This window comes from Pseudomonas tumuqii, from assembly GCF_013184545.1.
In the GTDB taxonomy this organism is placed as follows: domain Bacteria; phylum Pseudomonadota; class Gammaproteobacteria; order Pseudomonadales; family Pseudomonadaceae; genus Aquipseudomonas; species Aquipseudomonas tumuqii.
Genome location: NZ_JAAOJA010000005.1, coordinates 207,256 through 225,665, shown reverse-complemented (window position 1 = coordinate 225,665; position 18,410 = coordinate 207,256). Strand labels below are relative to the sequence as shown.

General features: G+C 65.5%; 19 protein-coding genes. 8 read left to right on the top strand and 11 right to left on the bottom strand.

Features of this window, described 5'->3' with window-relative positions; all coding sequences use genetic code 11:
- Positions 1 to 296: 296 nt before the first annotated feature.
- Both G9C89_RS11950 and prlC read right to left on the bottom strand, forming a co-directional pair.
- Entirely contained in the window at positions 297 to 584 is a 288-nt protein-coding gene (locus G9C89_RS11950; protein ID WP_172148112.1) for a YheV family putative zinc ribbon protein, read from the bottom strand.
- On the bottom strand, positions 581 to 2,665 hold the full coding sequence (prlC, locus tag G9C89_RS11945; protein WP_172148111.1) for an oligopeptidase A: 2,085 nt from the start codon (positions 2,663 to 2,665) through the stop codon (positions 581 to 583). The genes G9C89_RS11950 and prlC overlap by 4 nt, the downstream gene beginning before the upstream one ends.
- Before the next feature lie 87 nt (positions 2,666 to 2,752).
- Here prlC and G9C89_RS11940 point away from each other — a divergent pair, with 87 nt between their 5' ends.
- Both G9C89_RS11940 and G9C89_RS11935 read left to right on the top strand, forming a co-directional pair.
- A complete protein-coding gene (locus G9C89_RS11940) occupies positions 2,753 to 3,298 on the top strand; it encodes a gamma carbonic anhydrase family protein (RefSeq protein ID WP_172148110.1) in 546 nt (181 codons plus the stop codon).
- Positions 3,299 to 3,309: 11 nt separating this feature from the next.
- Positions 3,310 to 3,957: an HAD family hydrolase gene (locus tag G9C89_RS11935; protein ID WP_172148109.1), complete on the top strand. Its 648-nt coding sequence runs from the start codon at positions 3,310 to 3,312 to the stop codon at positions 3,955 to 3,957.
- Between the two features lie 100 nt (positions 3,958 to 4,057).
- On the opposite strand, the gene G9C89_RS11930 is transcribed toward G9C89_RS11935, so the two are convergent.
- Together G9C89_RS11930 and G9C89_RS11925 are read right to left on the bottom strand one after the other, a co-directional pair.
- Positions 4,058 to 4,288 carry a DUF1161 domain-containing protein gene (locus G9C89_RS11930; protein WP_172148108.1) on the bottom strand — a complete coding sequence of 77 codons (231 nt, stop codon included), beginning with the start codon at positions 4,286 to 4,288 and terminating at the stop codon, positions 4,058 to 4,060.
- 62 nt (positions 4,289 to 4,350) lie between these two features.
- On the bottom strand, positions 4,351 to 5,430 hold the full coding sequence (locus tag G9C89_RS11925; protein WP_172148107.1) for an aminopeptidase: 1,080 nt from the start codon (positions 5,428 to 5,430) through the stop codon (positions 4,351 to 4,353).
- 81 nt (positions 5,431 to 5,511) lie between these two features.
- Here G9C89_RS11925 and G9C89_RS11920 point away from each other — a divergent pair, with 81 nt between their 5' ends.
- Positions 5,512 to 5,925 carry a PA0061/PA0062 family lipoprotein gene (locus G9C89_RS11920; protein WP_172148106.1) on the top strand — a complete coding sequence of 138 codons (414 nt, stop codon included), beginning with the start codon at positions 5,512 to 5,514 and terminating at the stop codon, positions 5,923 to 5,925.
- Positions 5,926 to 5,979: 54 nt separating this feature from the next.
- Here the strand turns inward: G9C89_RS11920 and G9C89_RS11915 are convergent, their stop codons facing one another.
- From G9C89_RS11915 to G9C89_RS11900, 4 genes are all read right to left on the bottom strand, one after another.
- Positions 5,980 to 6,405, bottom strand: a complete 426-nt coding sequence (locus tag G9C89_RS11915) for an OsmC family protein (protein ID WP_172148105.1) — start codon at positions 6,403 to 6,405, stop codon at positions 5,980 to 5,982.
- A 68-nt stretch (positions 6,406 to 6,473) separates the two neighbouring features.
- A complete protein-coding gene (locus G9C89_RS11910; protein WP_172148104.1) occupies positions 6,474 to 7,475 on the bottom strand; it encodes an LLM class flavin-dependent oxidoreductase in 1,002 nt (333 codons plus the stop codon).
- A gap of 208 nt (positions 7,476 to 7,683) precedes the next feature.
- On the bottom strand, positions 7,684 to 7,899 hold the full coding sequence (locus G9C89_RS11905) for a dodecin (RefSeq protein WP_172148103.1): 216 nt from the start codon (positions 7,897 to 7,899) through the stop codon (positions 7,684 to 7,686).
- A 108-nt stretch (positions 7,900 to 8,007) separates the two neighbouring features.
- A complete protein-coding gene (locus G9C89_RS11900; RefSeq protein ID WP_172148102.1) occupies positions 8,008 to 8,895 on the bottom strand; it encodes a LysR family transcriptional regulator in 888 nt (295 codons plus the stop codon).
- 162 nt (positions 8,896 to 9,057) lie between these two features.
- On the opposite strand from G9C89_RS11900, the gene trpB reads away from it, so the two are divergent.
- Positions 9,058 to 10,269, top strand: a complete 1,212-nt coding sequence (trpB, locus tag G9C89_RS11895) for a tryptophan synthase subunit beta (RefSeq protein WP_172148101.1) — start codon at positions 9,058 to 9,060, stop codon at positions 10,267 to 10,269.
- A complete protein-coding gene (trpA, locus tag G9C89_RS11890; RefSeq protein ID WP_172148100.1) occupies positions 10,266 to 11,075 on the top strand; it encodes a tryptophan synthase subunit alpha in 810 nt (269 codons plus the stop codon). Before trpB ends, trpA begins: the two co-directional genes overlap by 4 nt.
- 46 nt (positions 11,076 to 11,121) lie before the next feature.
- Here trpA and pbpG read toward each other — a convergent pair whose 3' ends face one another.
- Together pbpG and G9C89_RS11880 are read right to left on the bottom strand one after the other, a co-directional pair.
- A complete protein-coding gene (pbpG, locus tag G9C89_RS11885; RefSeq protein WP_172148099.1) occupies positions 11,122 to 12,033 on the bottom strand; it encodes a D-alanyl-D-alanine endopeptidase in 912 nt (303 codons plus the stop codon).
- 134 nt (positions 12,034 to 12,167) lie between these two features.
- On the bottom strand, positions 12,168 to 13,088 hold the full coding sequence (locus tag G9C89_RS11880; protein WP_172148098.1) for a choline sulfate utilization transcriptional regulator: 921 nt from the start codon (positions 13,086 to 13,088) through the stop codon (positions 12,168 to 12,170).
- Between the two features lie 113 nt (positions 13,089 to 13,201).
- Here G9C89_RS11880 and betC point away from each other — a divergent pair, with 113 nt between their 5' ends.
- The 3 genes from betC to G9C89_RS11865 all read left to right on the top strand — a co-directional run bounded on the left by betC (position 13,202) and on the right by G9C89_RS11865 (position 17,379).
- The gene (gene betC / locus G9C89_RS11875) at positions 13,202 to 14,710 is read left to right on the top strand and encodes a choline-sulfatase (protein WP_172148097.1); all 1,509 of its coding nucleotides are present in this window, start codon (positions 13,202 to 13,204) and stop codon (positions 14,708 to 14,710) included.
- 48 nt (positions 14,711 to 14,758) lie between these two features.
- Positions 14,759 to 15,685, top strand: coding sequence for a choline ABC transporter substrate-binding protein (gene choX / locus G9C89_RS11870; protein ID WP_172148096.1), 927 nt, complete (start codon positions 14,759 to 14,761; stop codon positions 15,683 to 15,685).
- A gap of 125 nt (positions 15,686 to 15,810) precedes the next feature.
- Positions 15,811 to 17,379, top strand: a complete 1,569-nt coding sequence (locus G9C89_RS11865; protein WP_172148095.1) for a SulP family inorganic anion transporter — start codon at positions 15,811 to 15,813, stop codon at positions 17,377 to 17,379.
- Positions 17,380 to 17,481: 102 nt separating this feature from the next.
- Here the strand turns inward: G9C89_RS11865 and aroE are convergent, their stop codons facing one another.
- On the bottom strand, positions 17,482 to 18,303 hold the full coding sequence (gene aroE / locus G9C89_RS11860) for a shikimate dehydrogenase (RefSeq protein ID WP_172148094.1): 822 nt from the start codon (positions 18,301 to 18,303) through the stop codon (positions 17,482 to 17,484).
- Positions 18,304 to 18,410 lie beyond the last annotated feature (107 nt).

Genomic DNA, 18,410 nt, shown 5'->3' with positions numbered 1-18,410 from the left:
CAGCAAACTGTGTAGGGTAGGAGCCAGGGTGACGCCTAGTCCTTGCTGGCGATCCGGCGTCCCAGCGATATTTGCTGACCAAAAGCATCGCCAGCAAGCTGGCTCCTACAAAAAACGTCATAACCCATAGCGTCCATGACAGACGGGTTGTTTGATAAGAGCGGCGGAAACACCCAGTTCCATGCCCGCAAAAGACATCGCGAGCATGGGCTAGACGCCCCCGCCGCTCCTACGCTTGCGCATGCAACATAGGATCTACGGAGCCAGGCATCGAGGTCGCTGTCGCTGCCCGAGCCTTATTCCGTCGGCTTCTTCAGCTTGGGATTGGGGAAGAACTGCACCGCCTGCACCTTGGGATCGGCGGCCTTGGGTTTCAGGGCGCTGACGTTGACCCGGGTCGGCAGCTCCTTGGGCACCGAATTGCCGCGCGCATCCAGGGTGTCGGCGTAGCCGCAGGCCACGCATTCGCGGTGCGGCACGCCGTCTTCGTCCCACATCTGGATCTTGTCCTGCTCGCTGCAGGCCGGGCACACGGCGCCGGCGATAAAGCGACGCTTGCTGACATTCATCGGGACGTCGCTCATGCGGCCTCCTGGCTCAGGCCCAGATGGCGCAGCAGCGGGTCGATGCTCGGCTCGCGGCCACGGAAGTCGACGAACAACTCCATCGGTTCGCGCGAGCCGCCACGGGCGAGGATCGCCTCGCGGAAGGCGCGGCCGGTGTCGCTGTTGAACACGCCTTCTTCCTCGAAGCGCGAGAAGGCATCCGCCGACAGCACTTCGGCCCACTTGTAGCTGTAGTAACCGGCCGCGTAACCGCCGGCGAAGATGTGCGCGAAGCTGTTGGGGAAGCGGTTGTAGGCCGGCGGGCGCAGCACCGAGACCTCGGCGCGGATGCCTTCGAGCACCTCGAGCACGCTGCGGCCGTCGCCGTGGCTGGCGTGCAGTTCGAAGTCGAACAGGGAGAACTCCAGCTGGCGCACCATCATCAGCCCGGACTGGAAATTCTTCGCCGCCAGCATCTTGTCCAGCAGGTTCTGCGGCAGGGCGTCGCCGGTCTGGTAATGCCCGGAAATCAGCGCCAGACCTTCCGGCTCCCAGCACCAGTTCTCCATGAACTGGCTCGGCAGCTCGACCGCGTCCCAGGCCACGCCGTTGATCCCCGAAGCGCCGGCATGCTCGACCCGGGTCAGCAGGTGGTGCAGGCCGTGGCCGAACTCGTGGAACAGGGTGGTGACTTCGTCGTGGGTCAGCAGCGCCGGCTTGGCGCCCACCGCCGGGGTGAAATTGCACACCAGATTGGCCACCGGGCTGATCAGTTTGCCGCTGGCGTCGCGGCGCTTGTCGCGGGCGCCGTCCATCCAGGCGCCGCCGCGCTTGTTGGCGCGGGCGTAGAGGTCGAAGAAGAAGCGCCCGACATGTTCGCCGTGCTCCTTGATCTCGAACAGGCGTACATCCGGGTGCCAGGCATCGAACCCGGACAGCTCCTCGATCTGGATGCCGTAGAGCTTCTCGACGATGGCGAACAGGCCGCCCAGCACCTTGTCGATGGGGAAATAGGCGCGGAGGATTTCCTGGGAAATGCTGTAACGCTGCTCGCGCAGCTTCTCGCTGTAGTAACCGACATCCCAGCTTTGCAGGTCGCGGCAGCCTTGCTCGGCGGCGAAGGCTTGCAGCTCGGCCAGGTCCTGGACGGCGAACGGCTTGCTGCGCACCGCCAGGTCACGCAGGAAGTGCAACACCTGATCGGTGGACTCGGCCATCTTGCTGGCCAGGCTCAGCTCGGCGTAGTTGGCGAAACCCAGCAGCTTGGCCAGCTCCTGGCGCAGCTCGAGAATCTGCTGCATAACCGGGCTGTTGTCGTGCTGGCCGGCGTTCGGCCCCTGATCGGAGGCGCGGGTGCAGTAGGCGGCATACACCTCTTCGCGCAACGCGCGGTGGTCGGCGTAGGTCATCACCGCGAAGTAGCTGGGGAACTCCAGGGTGATCAGCCAGCCGTCCAGGCCCTTGGCCTCGGCCGCCTGGCGCATCTGCGCCTTGGCCGAATCGGTCAGGCCGGCCAGCGCCGACTCCTCACTGACCTGCTTGCTCCAGGCCTGGGTGGCATCCAGCAACTGGTTGGAGAAACGGCTGCCGAGTTCGGAGAGCTTGCTCTGGATCGCACCGAAGCGCTGCTTCTCGGCTTCCGGCAGGTCGATGCCGGACAGATGGAAGTCGCGCAGGGTGTGCTTGAGGATGGTCTGCTGGGCGACCTCGAAGGTGGCCGCCTCGGGGCTCGCGGCCAGGGCGTGATAGGCCTCGTACAGCGCGCGGTTATGGCCCAGCTCGGTCGAGTATTCGGACAGCTTGGGCAGGCAGGCCTCATAGGCCGCGCGCAGCTCGGCGTTGTTGCACACCGCATTGAGATGGCTGACCGGACTCCAGGCGCGATTCAGGCGATCGTTCAATTCGTCGAGCGCCAGCACCAGCCCATTCCAGCTCGGTGTGCCAGACTGTTGCTTGAGCAGTTCGGCAATGGCGGCGCGGTTCTCGGCAAGTAGCTTATCCACCGCCGGCTCGACATGCTCCGGGCGGATGACGGAATAGGGTGGCAGGTCGAAGGCTTGCAGCAGCGGGTTGTTGGCGGTCACGATTGGGCACCTGTAACGAAATGGGTTTGAAGCCATGAACCTGCGCTGGGCAGGCTGGACTCGGCACATATGCCCGTCATCATAATTACAATCACAGCTCACCGCAGCCTAAGAGGTTATATCGTGGCGATACGTACTTACCAACAGTTCACCCCGCAGCTTGGCGAGCGGGCCTTTGTCGATGCCTCGGCCGTGGTTATGGGCGACGTGGAAATCGGCGCCGACAGCTCGATCTGGCCGCTGGTGGTGATCCGTGGCGACATGCACAGCATCCGCATCGGCGAACGCACCAGCATCCAGGATGGCTGCGTGCTGCACATCACCCACGCCGGGCCCTTCAATCCGCGCGGCTACCCGCTGAATATCGGCGACGACGTGACCATCGGCCACAATGTCACCCTGCACGGCTGCAACATCGCCAACCGGGTGCTGATCGGCATGGGCAGCATCATCATGGATGGCGTGGTGATCGACGAGGAAGTGGTGCTCGGCGCCGGCAGCCTGGTCACCCCCGGCAGCCACCTGGAAAGCGGCTACCTGTACGTCGGCAGCCCGGCGCAGAAAGCCCGCGAACTGACCGAAAAGGAACGCAGCTACTTCCGTTACAGCGCCGACAACTACGTGCGCCTGAAGGATCAGCACCTGATGGAAGGCTATGCCAGCCGATGACGCGGGGAGGCATGCACTACCAGAACATCCTCTTCGACCTCGACGGCACCCTGACCGACCCGCGCGAGGGCATCACCCGCTCGGTGCAGCATGCGCTGGCGCAGCTCGGCATCGATGAGCCGGATCTGCAGGCGCTGGAGCACTTCATCGGGCCGCCGCTGTTGCAGTGTTTCATGCAGACCTATGGCTTCGACGAGGCCACGGCCTGGCAGGCGGTGGGGCATTACCGCGAGCGGTTCGCCGAGGTCGGGCTGTACGAGAACCGGGTATTCGCGGGCGTGACGGCGTTGCTCGAGCTGCTGCAGGCGCAGCGGCGCACCCTGTATATCGCCACTAGCAAGCCGCGGGTGTTCGCCGTGGAGATCGCCCGGCATTTCGATTTCGCCCGGCACTTCACCCTGATCTACGGCAGCGAACTGGATGGCACCCGCACCGACAAGGTCGAGCTGATCGGTCATCTGCTGGAGCGGGAGGGTCTCGATACGGCCAGCACCCTGATGATCGGCGACCGCAAGCACGATCTGATCGGCGCGCGGCGCAACGGCCTGGATGCGGCGGCGGTAGGTTATGGTTTCGGCAGCTTCGCGGAACTGCAGGCCGAGGCGCCGACCTATCATTTCCCTACCCTGGCCGAGCTGCACCGGGCCTTTAGCGACTGAGGCCCGGGATGGCCAGATACGCAGCGCGATGGGTCAGGCGCGTAGCGGCGTAATCCGTGGTAGGGGCAGCATGGGTATCGCCATGCTCAACCCATCATAATCAACCGTTCTTCTGGTAGATGATCTTGCGGGTGCCGCCGTCGCAGCTGCCGACCACCATGCTCTGATCCTGCACCTCGTCGTTGTCGACGATCTCCAGGGTGTAGCTGGAAACGCCGGCGGCCTGGATCTTCACTTCGATTTCCTGCTTGAGTTCCTCGCAGGGTTTGGGCGCCGCCCATGCCGTGCTGCCAAGCACGCCGAGCAGCACAGCCACTGTCCATCGGTTCATTGCACATCTCCTGGGTTTTGCGAAACTCGCCAGTATTCGACCGGCGCGCGGTACAGCAAGTTCTAGTTGGCTTTGGGCAAGGCTTCCAGTGCCCGGGTGCGCGCCTCGGCTGGCAACGTGCCGAGGGCGGCAACCCTCTGGTAGAAGCGCGGCCAATCACCGCCAACCTCGGCGAACAAGGCGGCGAACGCCGCTACCCACTTGTCGTAGAGGCCGAACGGCAGCAGCTTGGCGTTGTTCAGCGGCGCCGCGACCCAGGCATCGTAGCGGCCCTGGCCGCCCCACTCGCGCTCACGCAGGGTCCGGTACTCCTGGCGCAGACGCTCGAACTCGGCCTGTTTGGCCGCACGCATGGCGTCCACCGCCAGGTCGCTGGCATACAGCTGCTCCAGGCGCGCGCGACTGGCCAGCACCAGCGCGCTGAATTGTTCGCGCTGCCTGGCTTCGCGGCGGTCGACGGCGTTCAAGCCGCGCGCCAGCTGCCACTGGCGCAGACCTTCGCGCTCGACGAAGGTGGCGAAGGATTCGTTGAACGCGGTGTCGTCGGCCACATACAGCTGCTGGTGGGCCAGTTCGTGGAAGAGCACCGCCACCAGGCGCTCATCGTTCCAGCGCAGCATGGTGTTGAGAATCGGGTCGTTGAACCAGCCCAGGGTGGAGTAGGCCTCGACGCCGCCCAGGTAGGTGTCGAAACCTTGCTGCTGGAGCAGCGCCGCCGCACCACGGGCACGGCCCAGGCTGTAGTAACCGCGATAGGCCACGCAGCCGGCGATGGGAAAGCAGTGCAGCTCGGGCTTGACGGAAAACTCCGCCGTGGCGAACAGGTTCCACACCACGTAAGGCCGCTGGATATCGGCATACCGGCGGTAGCTGCGGTTATCCGGCAGGCCCAGTTCGGCACTGGCGAAGTCGCGCGCCTGCTGGGTCAGAACCAGGCGTTGCTTGAGGCCGGCATCCACCTGCGGATCGCGCAGCAAGGCTTCGACCGGCTGGCTCGCCTGCAACAGCTGCACCTGCCCGCGGGCCAGGTGGCTGTAGTAATCCAGGGTGCTGCAAGCGCCGAGCGACAGCAGCGCCGCCAGCAGCGGAACCCAGCGCCGGCGGAGCGAGTCGATAGAGAAAGGTGCAATGCGATGCGTCATGCCCGCCAAACTAGCGCATTGCAGCGACTGCCTGCACTATCGACGTAAGCTGATTGCAGCGCATCAATTGCGGAGACTCCCATGCGTTACCCAGCCCTGATCCTCAGCCTGTTGCTTCTCGGCGCCTGCGCCTCGCCGTTGCCAGCGCGCGACCCCGGCATGGCCTGGGTCGACCTGTACACCAGCGCCAGCGATCTGCTGATGGCCGAGGAACTCGACGGCAAGCGGGTCAACGATGGCCGTTACTTTCAGATCAGCCCTGGCGCCCACGAACTGATCGCGCGCTTCCAGTTCGAAGTGCAGGGCGGCGGCAACTTGATGGCCGAGCCGGTGCAGCGCACCTGCGAGCTGCGCGTGCGCTACGACGACTTCGCCGCCGGCCAGCGCTACCGGATCGAAGCGCGGACGCTGGCGATGAGCGCCCAGGGCTGGCTCTACGACGACCAGCGCAAGGTGCTGGCACGCGCCAAGGTACTGCGCTGCGGCGTTTTCTAGCCGCTAGCAGGCGGTTGCAAGACTGCCAGCGGGAACCTCGCGGATACTATCGGATCAAGCGTCGAGCACGGCTTCCAGGGTGATCTCGGCATTCAACAGCTTGGATACCGGGCAACCGTTCTTGGCGGTTTCTACCGCCTGCTCAAAGGCCGCTCGGTCGGCACCCGCAATCTTGGCGCGCAGGGTCAGGTGCACGGCGGTTATGGCGAAACCGCCGTCGAGCTTGTCGAGGGTAACCTCAGCCCTGGTCTCGATGCTTTCGGCGGTCATTCCGGCGTCACCCAGCTCCTTGGACAGGGCCATGGAAAAACAGCCGGCATGGGCCGCGCCGATCAGCTCTTCCGGGTTAGTGCCCGGCTGATCCTCGAAGCGCGAATTGAAGCCATAGGGGCTGTTCGACAAGGCACCGCTCTGGGTGGAGATAGTGCCTTTGCCATCTTTGATGCCGCCTTGCCAGTGGGCCGATGCTGTCTTTTTCATCTGAATTCTCCATTGCATTAGGGGCTACAGAGTTGAGAGAGCTATCGGCGCGACAAGTTCGCGCCGATTTAGCCAGCACGTACCTGCGCGAGAATCTCGAAGGCGCGCAAGCGGTCGGCGAAGTCGTAGAGGTCGCAGGTGAAGATCAGCTCGTCGGCCCCGGTCTGCTCCAGCAGCACCTCCAGGCGCGCCCGAACTTTCTCCGGGCCACCAACCACCGCCATGCCGAAGAAGCTGGCGACCGCCTCCTTCTCGTGGGGCAGCCACAGGCCGTGCATGCTCTTGACCGGCGGCTTCTGCACCAGGCTGTGGCCACGGATCAGGGCGAGAATGCGCTGGTAGGCCGTGGTTGCCAGGTATTCCGCCTGTTCGTCGCTGTCGGCGGCGATCAGTGGCACACCGAGCATCACATAGGGCTCGTCGAGCAGCGCCGAGGGCTTGAAATGGTTGCGGTAGACGCGAATCGCCTCGTGCATGAAGCGCGGTGCGAAGTGCGAGGCGAAGGCATAGGGCAGGCCTTTCTCGCCCGCCAACTGGGCGCTGAACAGGCTGGAACCGAGCAGCCAGATCGGCACCTGGGTGCCGCTGCCCGGCATGGCGATGACCCGCTGATTCGGCGTGCGCGGGCCCAGGTAGCCCTGCAATTCCTCGACATCCTGGGGGAAGTCATCGGCACTGCCGGAGCGCTCGCGGCGCAGGGCATGGGCGGTGAACGGGTCGGCGCCTGGCGCGCGCCCCAGGCCCAGGTCGATGCGCCCCGGATACAGGGTGGCGAGGGTGCCGAACTGCTCGGCGATCACCAAAGGCGCATGATTGGGCAGCATCACCCCGCCGGAGCCGACGCGAATGGTCGAGGTACCCGCGGCCAGGTAACCCACCAGCACCGCAGTCGCCGAGCTGGCGATACCGTCCATGTTGTGGTGCTCGGCCACCCAGAAGCGGGTGAAACCGAGGCGCTCGACATGCCGGGCCAGGGCCAGGGAGTTGTGCAGCGCCTGCTCGGGCCCGCCGTCATCACGGATCGGTGCGAGATCGAGGGTGGAAATCCTGGTCTGTGCTAACGCGCTCATCTGCCCCTGCCTGTTCGATTAGGGTCTATCGAAGCGAGTCGATACCCGAGTGGAATGCTGGGGGCTTACTCTACGGCGTCCAGGCGCGAGCGGCCAGCAACGACCGCCGGCGATCCACGGCGCGCGCATAAGCCCAGGCGCAATCCGGGACGCTGCAGTGGTCCAAGACGATTGCATCCGGGCTATCGCTGATCGGCAGTAGAGTCCCTCAGCTCTCGCTGATGCGGAAACCGACCTTGAGGGTCACCTGGTAGTGGCCGACCTTGCCGTTTTCGATATGCCCGCGGCTTTCCAGGACTTCGAACCATTCCAGGTTGCGGATCGACTTGGCACACTCGGCCAGGGCATTGTTGATCGCATCATCGCTGCTGATGCGCGAAGAGCCGACGACTTCGACTTTCTTGTAGGTGTGGTGATCAGACATGACGCTTTCTCCTCGAGAGGGTAGTTAAACGCTAGTCGATAACTCGGCAGTGCGTGGCCTCTCTTTGCCCGGTGATGACCTGCTCGGGCGTGGCTCGAAGCGCCGCGGTCAACCACTCAGCTCGCCGCGCAGCCACTCGGCCAGGCATTGCGCGCGCTTGTCCAGCCGCCGCGCAGGCACCCACAAGGCCAGGCGAGCCGGGGTCGCGACGAAGCCCCAGGGGGCGACCAGGCGCCCGCCCGCCAGATCATCGGCGACCAGTTGTTGCGGGGCGATGGCCACGCCCAGGCCAGCCGCCGCGGCCTCCAGCAGGTAGTAGAGGTGCTCGAAGCCCTGACCCAGCCTGAGTGCGCGGGTATCCAGGCCATTGCGCGCCGCCCAGCTCGGCCAGGCCTGCGGGCGCGAGCTGGTGTGCAGCAGGGGTTCGCCCAGCAGCGCCGCCGCTGGCGCCGCGTGCAGTTCGGCGAAGCGTCCATAACGCGGACTCAGGACCGGCCCGATGCGCTCGACCGCCAGCTCGAACACCTGCATGTCCGCCGGCCAGGGCGGCTCGGCGAACCACAGGGTGGCGTCGACCCCGGCACGCCGCGGATCCAGCTCACCCTCGCTGGCCGAGAGTTGCAGGCGCAACTCCGGCAGCTCGCGATTGAGCCGATCCAGCCGCGGAATGAACCAGCGCGCCAGCAGGCTGCCGGGGCAGGCCAGGACGAAGGGCGCCTCGGCCTGACCCTGCTGCAGCTCGCTGCAGACCGCCCGCACCCGCTCGAACGCCTCGCTGCTGACGTCGCGCAGGCGCACACCCGCATCTGTGAGTTTAAGGCCGCGGCCATCCTTGACGAACAAGGGCACGCCGAGGTGCTCTTCCAGCGCCCTGATCTGCCGACTGACCGCACCATGGGTGACATGCAGCTGTTCCGCCGCCTGACTGACGCTGTGCAGGCGGGCGGCTGCCTCGAACGCCCGCAGGGCATTGAGTGGGGGGAGCGCTTGACTCATCTGTGAGTTTTCCTGACAGGTTTAGGCGATCTTATCGCTTTTCTGTCAACCGCCACAGCCGTATCCTCAACACAGCTCGTAGGAGCGGGGGGACGCCTAGTCGCCATGCCCGCGATCGCGCCCAGGGGGCGCTCCTACACCATTCACCCGCAGGAGAACGCCATGACCTCATACCGCAGCGGCCCCGATGCCAATGGCCTGTTCGGCTCGTTCGGCGGCCAGTACGTCGCCGAAACCCTGATGCCGCTGATCCACGAGCTGGCCGCGGAATACGAGAAGGCCAAGCTCGATCCCGAGTTCGCCAAGGAGCTGGCCTACTTCCAGCGCGATTACGTCGGCCGCCCGAGCCCGCTGTATTTCGCCGAACGCCTGACCGAGTTCTGTGGCGGCGCGAAGATCTACCTCAAGCGCGAAGAGCTCAATCACACCGGCGCGCACAAGATCAACAACTGCATCGGCCAGATCCTCCTGGCCCGGCGCATGGGCAAGAAACGCATCATCGCCGAGACCGGCGCCGGCATGCACGGCGTGGCCACCGCTACAGTGGCGGCGCGTTTCGGCCTGGAATGCGTGATCTACATGGGCACCACCGACATCGATCGGCAGCAGGCCAACGTGTTCCGCATGAAGCTGCTCGGTGCCACCGTGATCCCGGTGGTCGCCGGCACTGGCACCCTGAAAGACGCGATGAACGAAGCCCTGCGCGACTGGGTGACCAACGTCGACAGCACCTTCTACCTGATCGGCACCGTCGCCGGCCCGCATCCGTACCCGGCGATGGTCCGCGACTTCCAGGCGGTGATCGGCAAGGAAACCCGCGAGCAGATCCTCGCCCAGGAAGGCCGTCTGCCCGACAGCCTGGTGGCCTGCATCGGCGGCGGCTCCAATGCCATGGGCCTGTTCCACCCCTTCCTCGACGACCAGGACATCCAGATCATCGGCGTCGAAGCGGCTGGCCACGGCATCGCAACCGGCAAGCACGCGGCCAGCCTCAACGGCGGCGTACCCGGCGTGCTGCATGGCAACCGCACCTTCCTGCTGCAGGACGACGATGGCCAGATCATCGACGCGCACTCGATCTCCGCCGGCCTCGATTACCCCGGCATTGGCCCGGAGCACGCCTGGTTGCACGACATAGGTCGCGTCGAATACACCTCGATCACCGATGACGAAGCGCTCGACGCCTTCCACAAATGCTGCCGCCTGGAGGGCATCATCCCGGCCCTGGAAAGCGCCCACGCCTTGGCCGAAGTGTTCAAACGCGCGCCCAAGCTGCCCAAGGAACACCTGATGGTGGTCAACCTGTCCGGCCGTGGCGACAAGGATATGCAGACCGTTATGCACCACATGAGCGAACAGGAGAAGCACGCATGAGCCGCCTGCAGACGCGCTTTGCCGAGCTGAAACAACAGAACCGCGCCGCCCTGGTGACCTTCGTCACCGCCGGCGACCCTCACTACGCCGCCTCCCTGGCGATCCTCAAGGGTCTGCCGGCGGCCGGCGCCGACGTGATCGAACTGGGCATGCCCTTCACCGACCCGATGGCCGATGGCCAGGCGATCCAGCTGGCGAATATCCGCGCCCTGGACGGCGGGCAGAACCTGGCCAAGACCCTGCAGATGGTTCGTGAATTCCGCCAAGGCGAACAGAGCACGCCGCTGGTGCTGATGGGCTACTTCAACCCGATCCACAAGTACGGCGTCGCGCGCTTTATCGCCGAGGCCAAGGAGTCGGGGGTCGACGGCCTGATCGTGGTCGACCTGCCGCCGGAACATAACGTCGACCTCTGTGACCCGGCGCAAGCCGCGGGCCTGGATTTCATCCGCCTGACCACCCCGACCACCGACGATGCGCGCCTGCCCAAGGTGCTCAACGGCAGCTCCGGCTTCGTTTATTACGTGTCGGTGGCGGGCGTCACCGGTGCCGGTGCGGCGACCCTGGAGCATGTCGAACAGGCCGTGGCGCGTCTGCGCCGCCACACCGACCTGCCGATCAGCATCGGCTTCGGCATCCGCACCCCGGAGCATGCGGCGACCATCGCCCGCCTGGCCGACGGCGTGGTGGTCGGTTCGGCGCTGATCGACCAGATCGCCAACGCCGAGAACGACCAGCAGGCCGTGGACGGCGTGCTACAGCTTTGCGCCGAACTGGCCGCAGGCGTGCGCGGCGCGCGGTTGTAGACCTCGAATGCAGGGTGGGCCGGGCGGCAATCCGTGCCTTGGCCGACTACTGCGAAGCCTGCAGTTGGCGCTGCGCCATCTTCTGCCGGCGATAGCTGATCGCGGCGGCGGGCACCGGGGTGACCTTGCCGGTTTCCAGCCAGCGCTTGAGGCGGTTGGCGTCGGCCATGTGGGTGTATTTGCCGAAGGCATCCAGCACCACGAAAGCCACCGATTTTCCGGCCATCTGCGTACGCATCACCAGGCAGTGGCCGGCTTCGTCGGTGAAGCCGGTCTTGGTCACCTGCACGCTCCAGTTGTCCTTGCGCACCAGGGCGTTGGTGTTGCGAAAACCCAGGGTGTAGTTGGGCTTGCGGAAGGCCACGGTTTTTTCCCGGGTGGTGCTCAACTCGCTGATCAATGGATAGCCCTGGGTGGCCTTGAGCAACAGCACCAGGTCGGTGGCCGTGGAGACGTTATGTTCCGACAAGCCGGTCGGCTCGACGAAATGGCTGCGCGTCATGCCCAGCGCCCGGGCCTTGGCATTCATCGCCGCGATAAAGGCCACATGACCGCCCGGATAATGGTGCGCCAGGCTGGCCGCCGCACGGTTCTCCGACGACATCAGCGCCAGCAGGAGCATGTCGCGACGGCTGACCTCGCTGCCCACCCGCACCCGCGAAAACACGCCGCGCATCTCCTGGGTATCGCGAATGATGATCGGCAGCTGCTGATCCAGCGGCAACTGGGCGTCCAGCGCGACCATGGCGGTCATCAGCTTGGTCACCGAGGCGATCGGCACCACCATGTCCGGATTGCTGGAATAGAGCACCTGGTTGGTTTGCAGGTCGACCAGCAGGGCGCTGCCGGCAGCAAGCTCCTGCTGGGTCGGCGCCTGGCTGGCGGCCAGGCTGTTCGAGGTAACGCCAAGGCCGCTGCAGATCAGCAACAGACCGACTATCGAATGACGAATGTTCACGGGGAAATTCACTGGGTTGAGTGGGGAAGAGTCAGAGCGGCGGCTACTGAGCGCGTCAGTATACGGAACTCGACCAGCACTTTTGCAGTGTAGGCCGTCTATACCGCTGCATTGCGCCCGTTCGGCGGAACCTCTCAGAGCGGCGAGCCTTCCCGCGCCAGTTCCAGCTTGAGCCAGTCGACGAACTGCTGGGTCAGGCGCTGGCGGCGCTTGCGCTCGGGCAACACCACGTAATAGCCGAAGTCGGAGCGCACCTCGCCGGCGCACAGGCGGCACAGCAGGCCTTGATCGAGCAGCTCATCGACCAGGTGGCGCCAGCCGATCGCCACGCCCTGGCCGGCGATGGCCGCCTGAATCAGCAGGGTGTAGTTGTCGAAGCGCAGCATGCCCGGGCTGGGCGTCTCGGCGATGGCGAACGCCCGGAACAGGCCATTCCAGTCGAACCAGCGCGAACGAATCTCCGGGCGCAGGTGCAGCAGGGGCAACTCGGCCAATGCCGTCGGCGCCAGCGGCAAGGCCCGGCCCTTGAGCAGCTGCGGGCTGCACACCGGGAATACTTCCTCGTGAAACAGCAGATGGGCCTCGCCGTGCTTGAAACGGCCATCGCCGAACGCGATGGCCACGTCGATCTCGGCCGGCAGCGCGGCCAGGTCGCGGGCGCTGGTGATCAGGCTGACATCGAGGTCCGGATGGAGCTGATGGAAACGCTGCAATCTGGGCATCAGCCAATAGGCGGCGAAGGCGAAGTCGGTGGCCACCTGCAGCACCTCATGCTGCTGCCCGGCAGCGACCGCGGCCAGGCCGGCGTCGAGGCTTTGCAGGCCGTCCTGGACGTAGCGCAACAGCAGCGCGCCGGCCTCGGTGAGGACGATGCCGCGATAGACGCGGTCGAACAGCCGGGTCGCCAGCTGCTGTTCGAGGCGCTTGATCTGCTGACTGATGGCCGGCTGGCTGCTGCCCAGTTCGGCGGCAGCCGCGGTGAAACTCAGGTGGCGGGCAGCCGACTCGAACACCCGCAGCACATCCAGGGACAGCCCCGCAGCGCTCTTAAACATAATCTGTAGTTATCCGAGTCATGTATTAACCGCGGGTTTACCCGGTTTTTGCCAGGCCTGATCATCAAGCCAGCAATGTCGCATAAATCTTTAATATGGAAAACCAGCGACCCATGAAGCGTCCGAATATCCTCTTCATCATGACCGACCAGATGGCCGCGCCTATCCTGCCGATTCACGATGCGGCATCGCCGATCAAGATGCCCAACCTGGTGCGCCTGGCCGAGCGCAGCGTGGTGTTCGACGCCGCCTACTGCAACAGCCCGCTCTGCGCACCCTCGCGCTTCGTCCTGGTCAGCGGCCAGTTGCCGAGCAAGATCGGCGCCTACGACAACGCCGCCGACTTCCCCGCCGACGTGCCGACCTACGCCCACTACCTGCGCCGCCTCGGCTACCACACGGCGCTGTCGGGCAAGATGCACTTCTGCGGCCCGGATCAGCTGCACGGCTACGAGCAGCGCCTGACCAGCGACATCTACCCGGCCGACTACGGCTGGGCGGTGAACTGGGATGCGCCCGAGGAGCGCCTGAGCTGGTACCACAACATGGCCTCGGTGCTGCAGGCCGGCCCCTGCGTGCGCAGCAACCAGCTGGATTTCGACGAGGAGGTGGTGTTCAAGGCCCAGCAGTACCTGTACGACCATGTACGCAGCAATCCCGAGCAGCCGTTCTGCCTGACGGTGTCGATGACCCACCCCCACGACCCCTACTGCATCCCCGCAGAGTTCTGGAATCTGTACGAAGGCGTCGACATCCCGCTACCCGGCCAGGTCATCGACCAGGCCGAACAGGATGCGCATTCGCAGCGCCTGCTCAAGGTCATCGACCTGTGGGGCAAGACCCTGCCCGAAGACAAGATCAAGGACGCGCGGCGCGCCTACTTCGGCGCCTGCAGCTACATCGATGCGAACATCGGCAAGCTGCTGAAGACCCTCGCGGACTGCAACCTGGCCGAGGATACGATCATCCTGTTCTCCGGCGACCACGGCGACATGCTCGGCGAGCGCGGCCTCTGGTACAAGATGCACTGGTTCGAGATGGCCGCCCGGGTGCCGCTGCTGGTGCATGCGCCCAAGCGGTTCGCCGCCCGGCGGATCGGCCAGTGCGTGTCGACCATGGACCTGCTGCCGACCCTGGTGGAACTGGCCGGCGGCCAGGTCGACGCCGACCTGGCCCTGGATGGCCGCTCGTTGCTCAGCCACCTCAAGGGCGAGGGCGGGCACGATCAAGTGCTCGGCGAATACATGGCCGAAGGCAGCATCGGCCCGCTGATGATGATCCGCCGCGGCGACTGGAAGTTCATCTACTCCGAGCAGGATCCGCTGCTGCTGTTCGACCTGCGCCACGACCCGCAGGAGCGCGAGAACCTCGCGACTTCGGTGGATCACCAGGGTCTACTGGCCGAATTTGTCGATGAGGCGCGCACGCGCTGGGATATCCCGGCCATCCACCGGGCGACCCTGGCCAGCCAGCGCCGCCGCCGCCTGGTCGCCGACGCGCTGACCCGCGGCCGGCTGAAAAGCTGGGATCACCAGCCGCTGGTCGATGCCAGCGAGCAGTACATGCGCAACCACATCGACCTCGATGACCTGGAGCGCCGCGCCCGTTATCCACAGGTATGACAGCAACACGCGTGCAACCACATAATTAGAAATCCGAGGAAACCAGTCATGAATAAATCAGCCACAGTGTTTCTCGGCGGGCTGTTATTGGCCGCCAGCACCTTCCACGCCCAGGCCGAAGACGCCAGTTGCAGCACGGTGAAACTGGGCGATCCGGGCTGGAGCGATATCGCCGTGACCAACGGCATCGCCAGCTTCCTGCTCGAGGGCCTGGGCTACAAGGCGCAGACCCAGACCCTGGCCGTGCCGATCATCTTCGCCGGCCTGCACAAGGGCCAGGTCGACGTGTTCCTCGGCAACTGGATGCCGGCGCAGCAGAGCAACTACGACAAGTTCGTCGCCACTGGCGAGGTGGACAAGCTCAAGGAAAACCTCAGCGGCACCGAGTACACCCTGGCCGTGCCGACCTATGCCTATGAGGCCGGGGTGAAGACCTTCGCCGACCTGGAGAAGCACGCCGACAAGTTCGACCGGAAGATCTACGGTATCGGTTCCGGCGCGCCGGCCAACGAGTCGATCAAGCAGATGATCGCCGCCAATGAGTTCGGCCTGAAGGACTGGAAGCTGGTGGAGTCCAGCGAGCAGGCGATGCTGGTGCAGGTCGGCCGCGCAGTGAAGCGCGAGCAGTTCGTCGCCTTCCTCGGCTGGACCCCGCACCCGATGAACGTGCAATACGACATGCGCTACCTCAAGGGCGGCGAGAAGTATTTCGGCGAGAGCGGCAGCGTCAACACCCTGGCCCGCAAGGGCTACGCCGCTGCCTGCCCGAATGTCGGCAAGCTGCTGAGCAACCTGAACTTCACCCAGGAGATGGAAAACGCCATCATGGACCAGGTGCTGAGCAAGCAGGCGAGCAATGCCGAAGCGATCAAGGCCTGGCTGCAGGCCAATCCGGCGGTGCTCGACGGCTGGCTGGAGGGCGTCAGCAGCCGTGATGGCGGCAACGGCCTGGCGGCAGTGAAGGCGCAGCTTTGAATTAACCGGCGCGATTGGTAGGGTGGGCTGAAGCGGATCGTTGCCCGGCGGATCGTTGCCTGGCGGATCGCCGCCCGACGGATCGCCGCCCGCTCCACCCTACGTCCGACCAAGAGCGACACTGAATGCCGCTACCCAGCCGCCAGACCCTGCTGCCGTTCCTGCGCTGGCTGCCCAACACCAGCAAGCGCAGCCTCGCCAGCGATCTGCTGGTGGGCCTGAGTGGCGCCATCCTGGCGCTGCCGCAATCCATCGCCTACGCCCTGATCGCAGGGCTGCCGGCCGAGTACGGCCTGTATGCGGCCATAGTGCCGGTGATCATCGCCTGCCTGTGGGGCTCGTCCTGGCACCTGATCTGCGGGCCGACCGCGGCGATCTCCATCGTCCTGTTCACCAGCGTCAGCCCGCTGGCGACGCCGGGCAGCGACGACTTCATCGGCCTGATCCTGCTGCTGACCTTTCTCGCCGGGCTGTTCCAGTGGCTGCTCGGCCTGCTGCGCTTCGGCGCCCTGGTGAATTTCGTCTCGCACTCGGTGGTACTCGGCTTCACCCTGGGTGCGGCCGTGGTCATCGCCCTCGGCCAGTTGCCCAACCTGCTCGGCATCAGTGTGCCCAGCCAGGCCACGGCGCTGGCGACCATCCTCGATATCGGCCAGCACCTGGCGGAAACCGACTGGCGCGCCCTGGCCCTGGCCGGCTTCACCCTCGGCGTCAGCCTGCTGGTCAGGCGCCTGTGGCCGCGCTTGCCGGCCCTGCTGATCGGCATCGTCGCCGCCAGCCTGGTCGTGCTGGCGTGGCCGGCCCAGCTCGGCGCCATCGCCCTGGTCAGCGCCTTCGAGGGGCGCTTGCCGCCGTTCAGCCCGTTGACCTTCGAGCTGTCGAGCATTCTCCAGTTGCTGCCCGCCGCGGTGGCCTGCGGCATGCTCGGCCTGGTCACCAGCCTGTCGATCGCCCGCGCCCTGGCCAGCCGATCCCAGCAGTTCCTCGACGCCAACCAGGAAGTGCGCGCCCAGGGCCTGTCGAATCTGCTCGGCCCCTGGTTCTCCGCCTCGCTGTCGGCCGGCTCCTTCACCCGCTCGGCGCTGAACCTGCAGGCCGGCGCGCACTCGCCACTGGCCGGGGTGTTTTCCGCGCTGCTGGTGGCGCTGTTCGCCCTGCTCGGCGCCAGCCTGATCGCGCACATCCCGCTGCCGAGCATGGCCGCAGGCATCCTCCTGATCTGCTGGGGCCTGGTGGATGTTGCCGGGGTGCGCGCGCTGTTCCGGGTCAGCCGCTCGGAGTTCCTGGTGATGCTGCTGACCCTGCTCGCCACCCTGCTGATGGAGCTGCAGACAGCGATCTATGCCGGGGTGCTGGCTTCGCTGTTCTTCTACCTCAAGCGCACCTCTCAGCCGCGGGTGAAATTCTGGCAGGAGGGCGAGGAGGAACTGCTGCGCGTCGAGGGCTCGATCTTTTTCGGGGCCTGCCACTACCTGCAACAGCTCATCCAGCACAGCAAGGGCGAGCGGGTGATCATCGATGCCCACCACGTCAACTTCATCGATTACGCCGGGGTGGAAATGCTTCACCAGGAGGCGCGGCGGCTGCTCGCACAAGACCGCAGCCTGATCCTGCGCCGCGCCCGGCCCCAGGTGATCGAGGAAATCCAGAAGCTCGAAGGCGCCGAGCTGTGCCCGGTGCGGTTCGAGGATTAGGACGTAGGGTGGATGACGCTTTTTTCATCCACCTTGCTGGCCCATGGTGGATGGGTGAAGCGTCAGCTACGCGCCCCGATCCACCCTACGGAATTTGCCGCTTCAGGCCGCGAGCGAGCGACGCATCTCGGCCAACACCGGCGCGCTGTCCGGGCGCACGCCGCGCCAGAGTAAGAACGCTTCGGCGGCCTGCTCGACCAGCATGCCCAGACCATCCAGGGTGCGCGCCGCGCCCTGCTCGGCGGCCCAGCGGTTGAAGGCAGTCGGCTGCCTGGCATACATCATGTCGTAGCACAGCGTATGGCCCGACTCGATCAGGCTCGCGGCGATGGGCGGCGACTCGCCGGCCAGGCTGGCCGAAGTGCCGTTGATGATCAGGTCGACCGGCGCATCGATCCAGTCGAAACCGCAGGCCACCACCGGGCCCAGGTCGGCGAATTCGCTGGCCAACTGCTCGGCCTTGGCCAGCGTGCGGTTGGCGATCACCAGGGCCGCCGGCTGCTGCGCCAGCAAGGGCTCGAGCACGCCGCGCACGGCGCCGCCGGCACCCAGCAGGAGGATGCGCTTGCCGCGCAGCTCGAAGCCGGCGTTGACGCTCAGGTCGCGCACCAGTCCGGCGCCGTCGGTGTTGTCGCCGAGCAAGCTGTCGTCATCCAGCTTCTTCAGGGTATTCACCGCGCCAGCGCGTTGGGCGCGAGCGGTCAGGCTATCGGCCAACTGAAAGGCCTGCTCCTTGAACGGCACCGTGACGTTGGCGCCCTTGCCGTCGACGAAGAAGTGCCGGGCGAAACCGGCGAAGTCGTCCAGCGGCGCGAGCAGCGCCTCGTAGCTCAACTGCTCGCCGGTCTGCGCGGCAAACAGGCGGTGAATCAGCGGCGACTTGCTGTGCGCGATGGGGTTGCCGAATACGCCGTAGCGGTCCATGAAAAGTCCTGTATCGAAAGGGCCATTGTAGGAGCCAGGGGGGACGCCTAGTCCTTGCTGGCGATCAGCCTTGATCGCCAGCAAGCTGGCTCCTACAGACAATATTC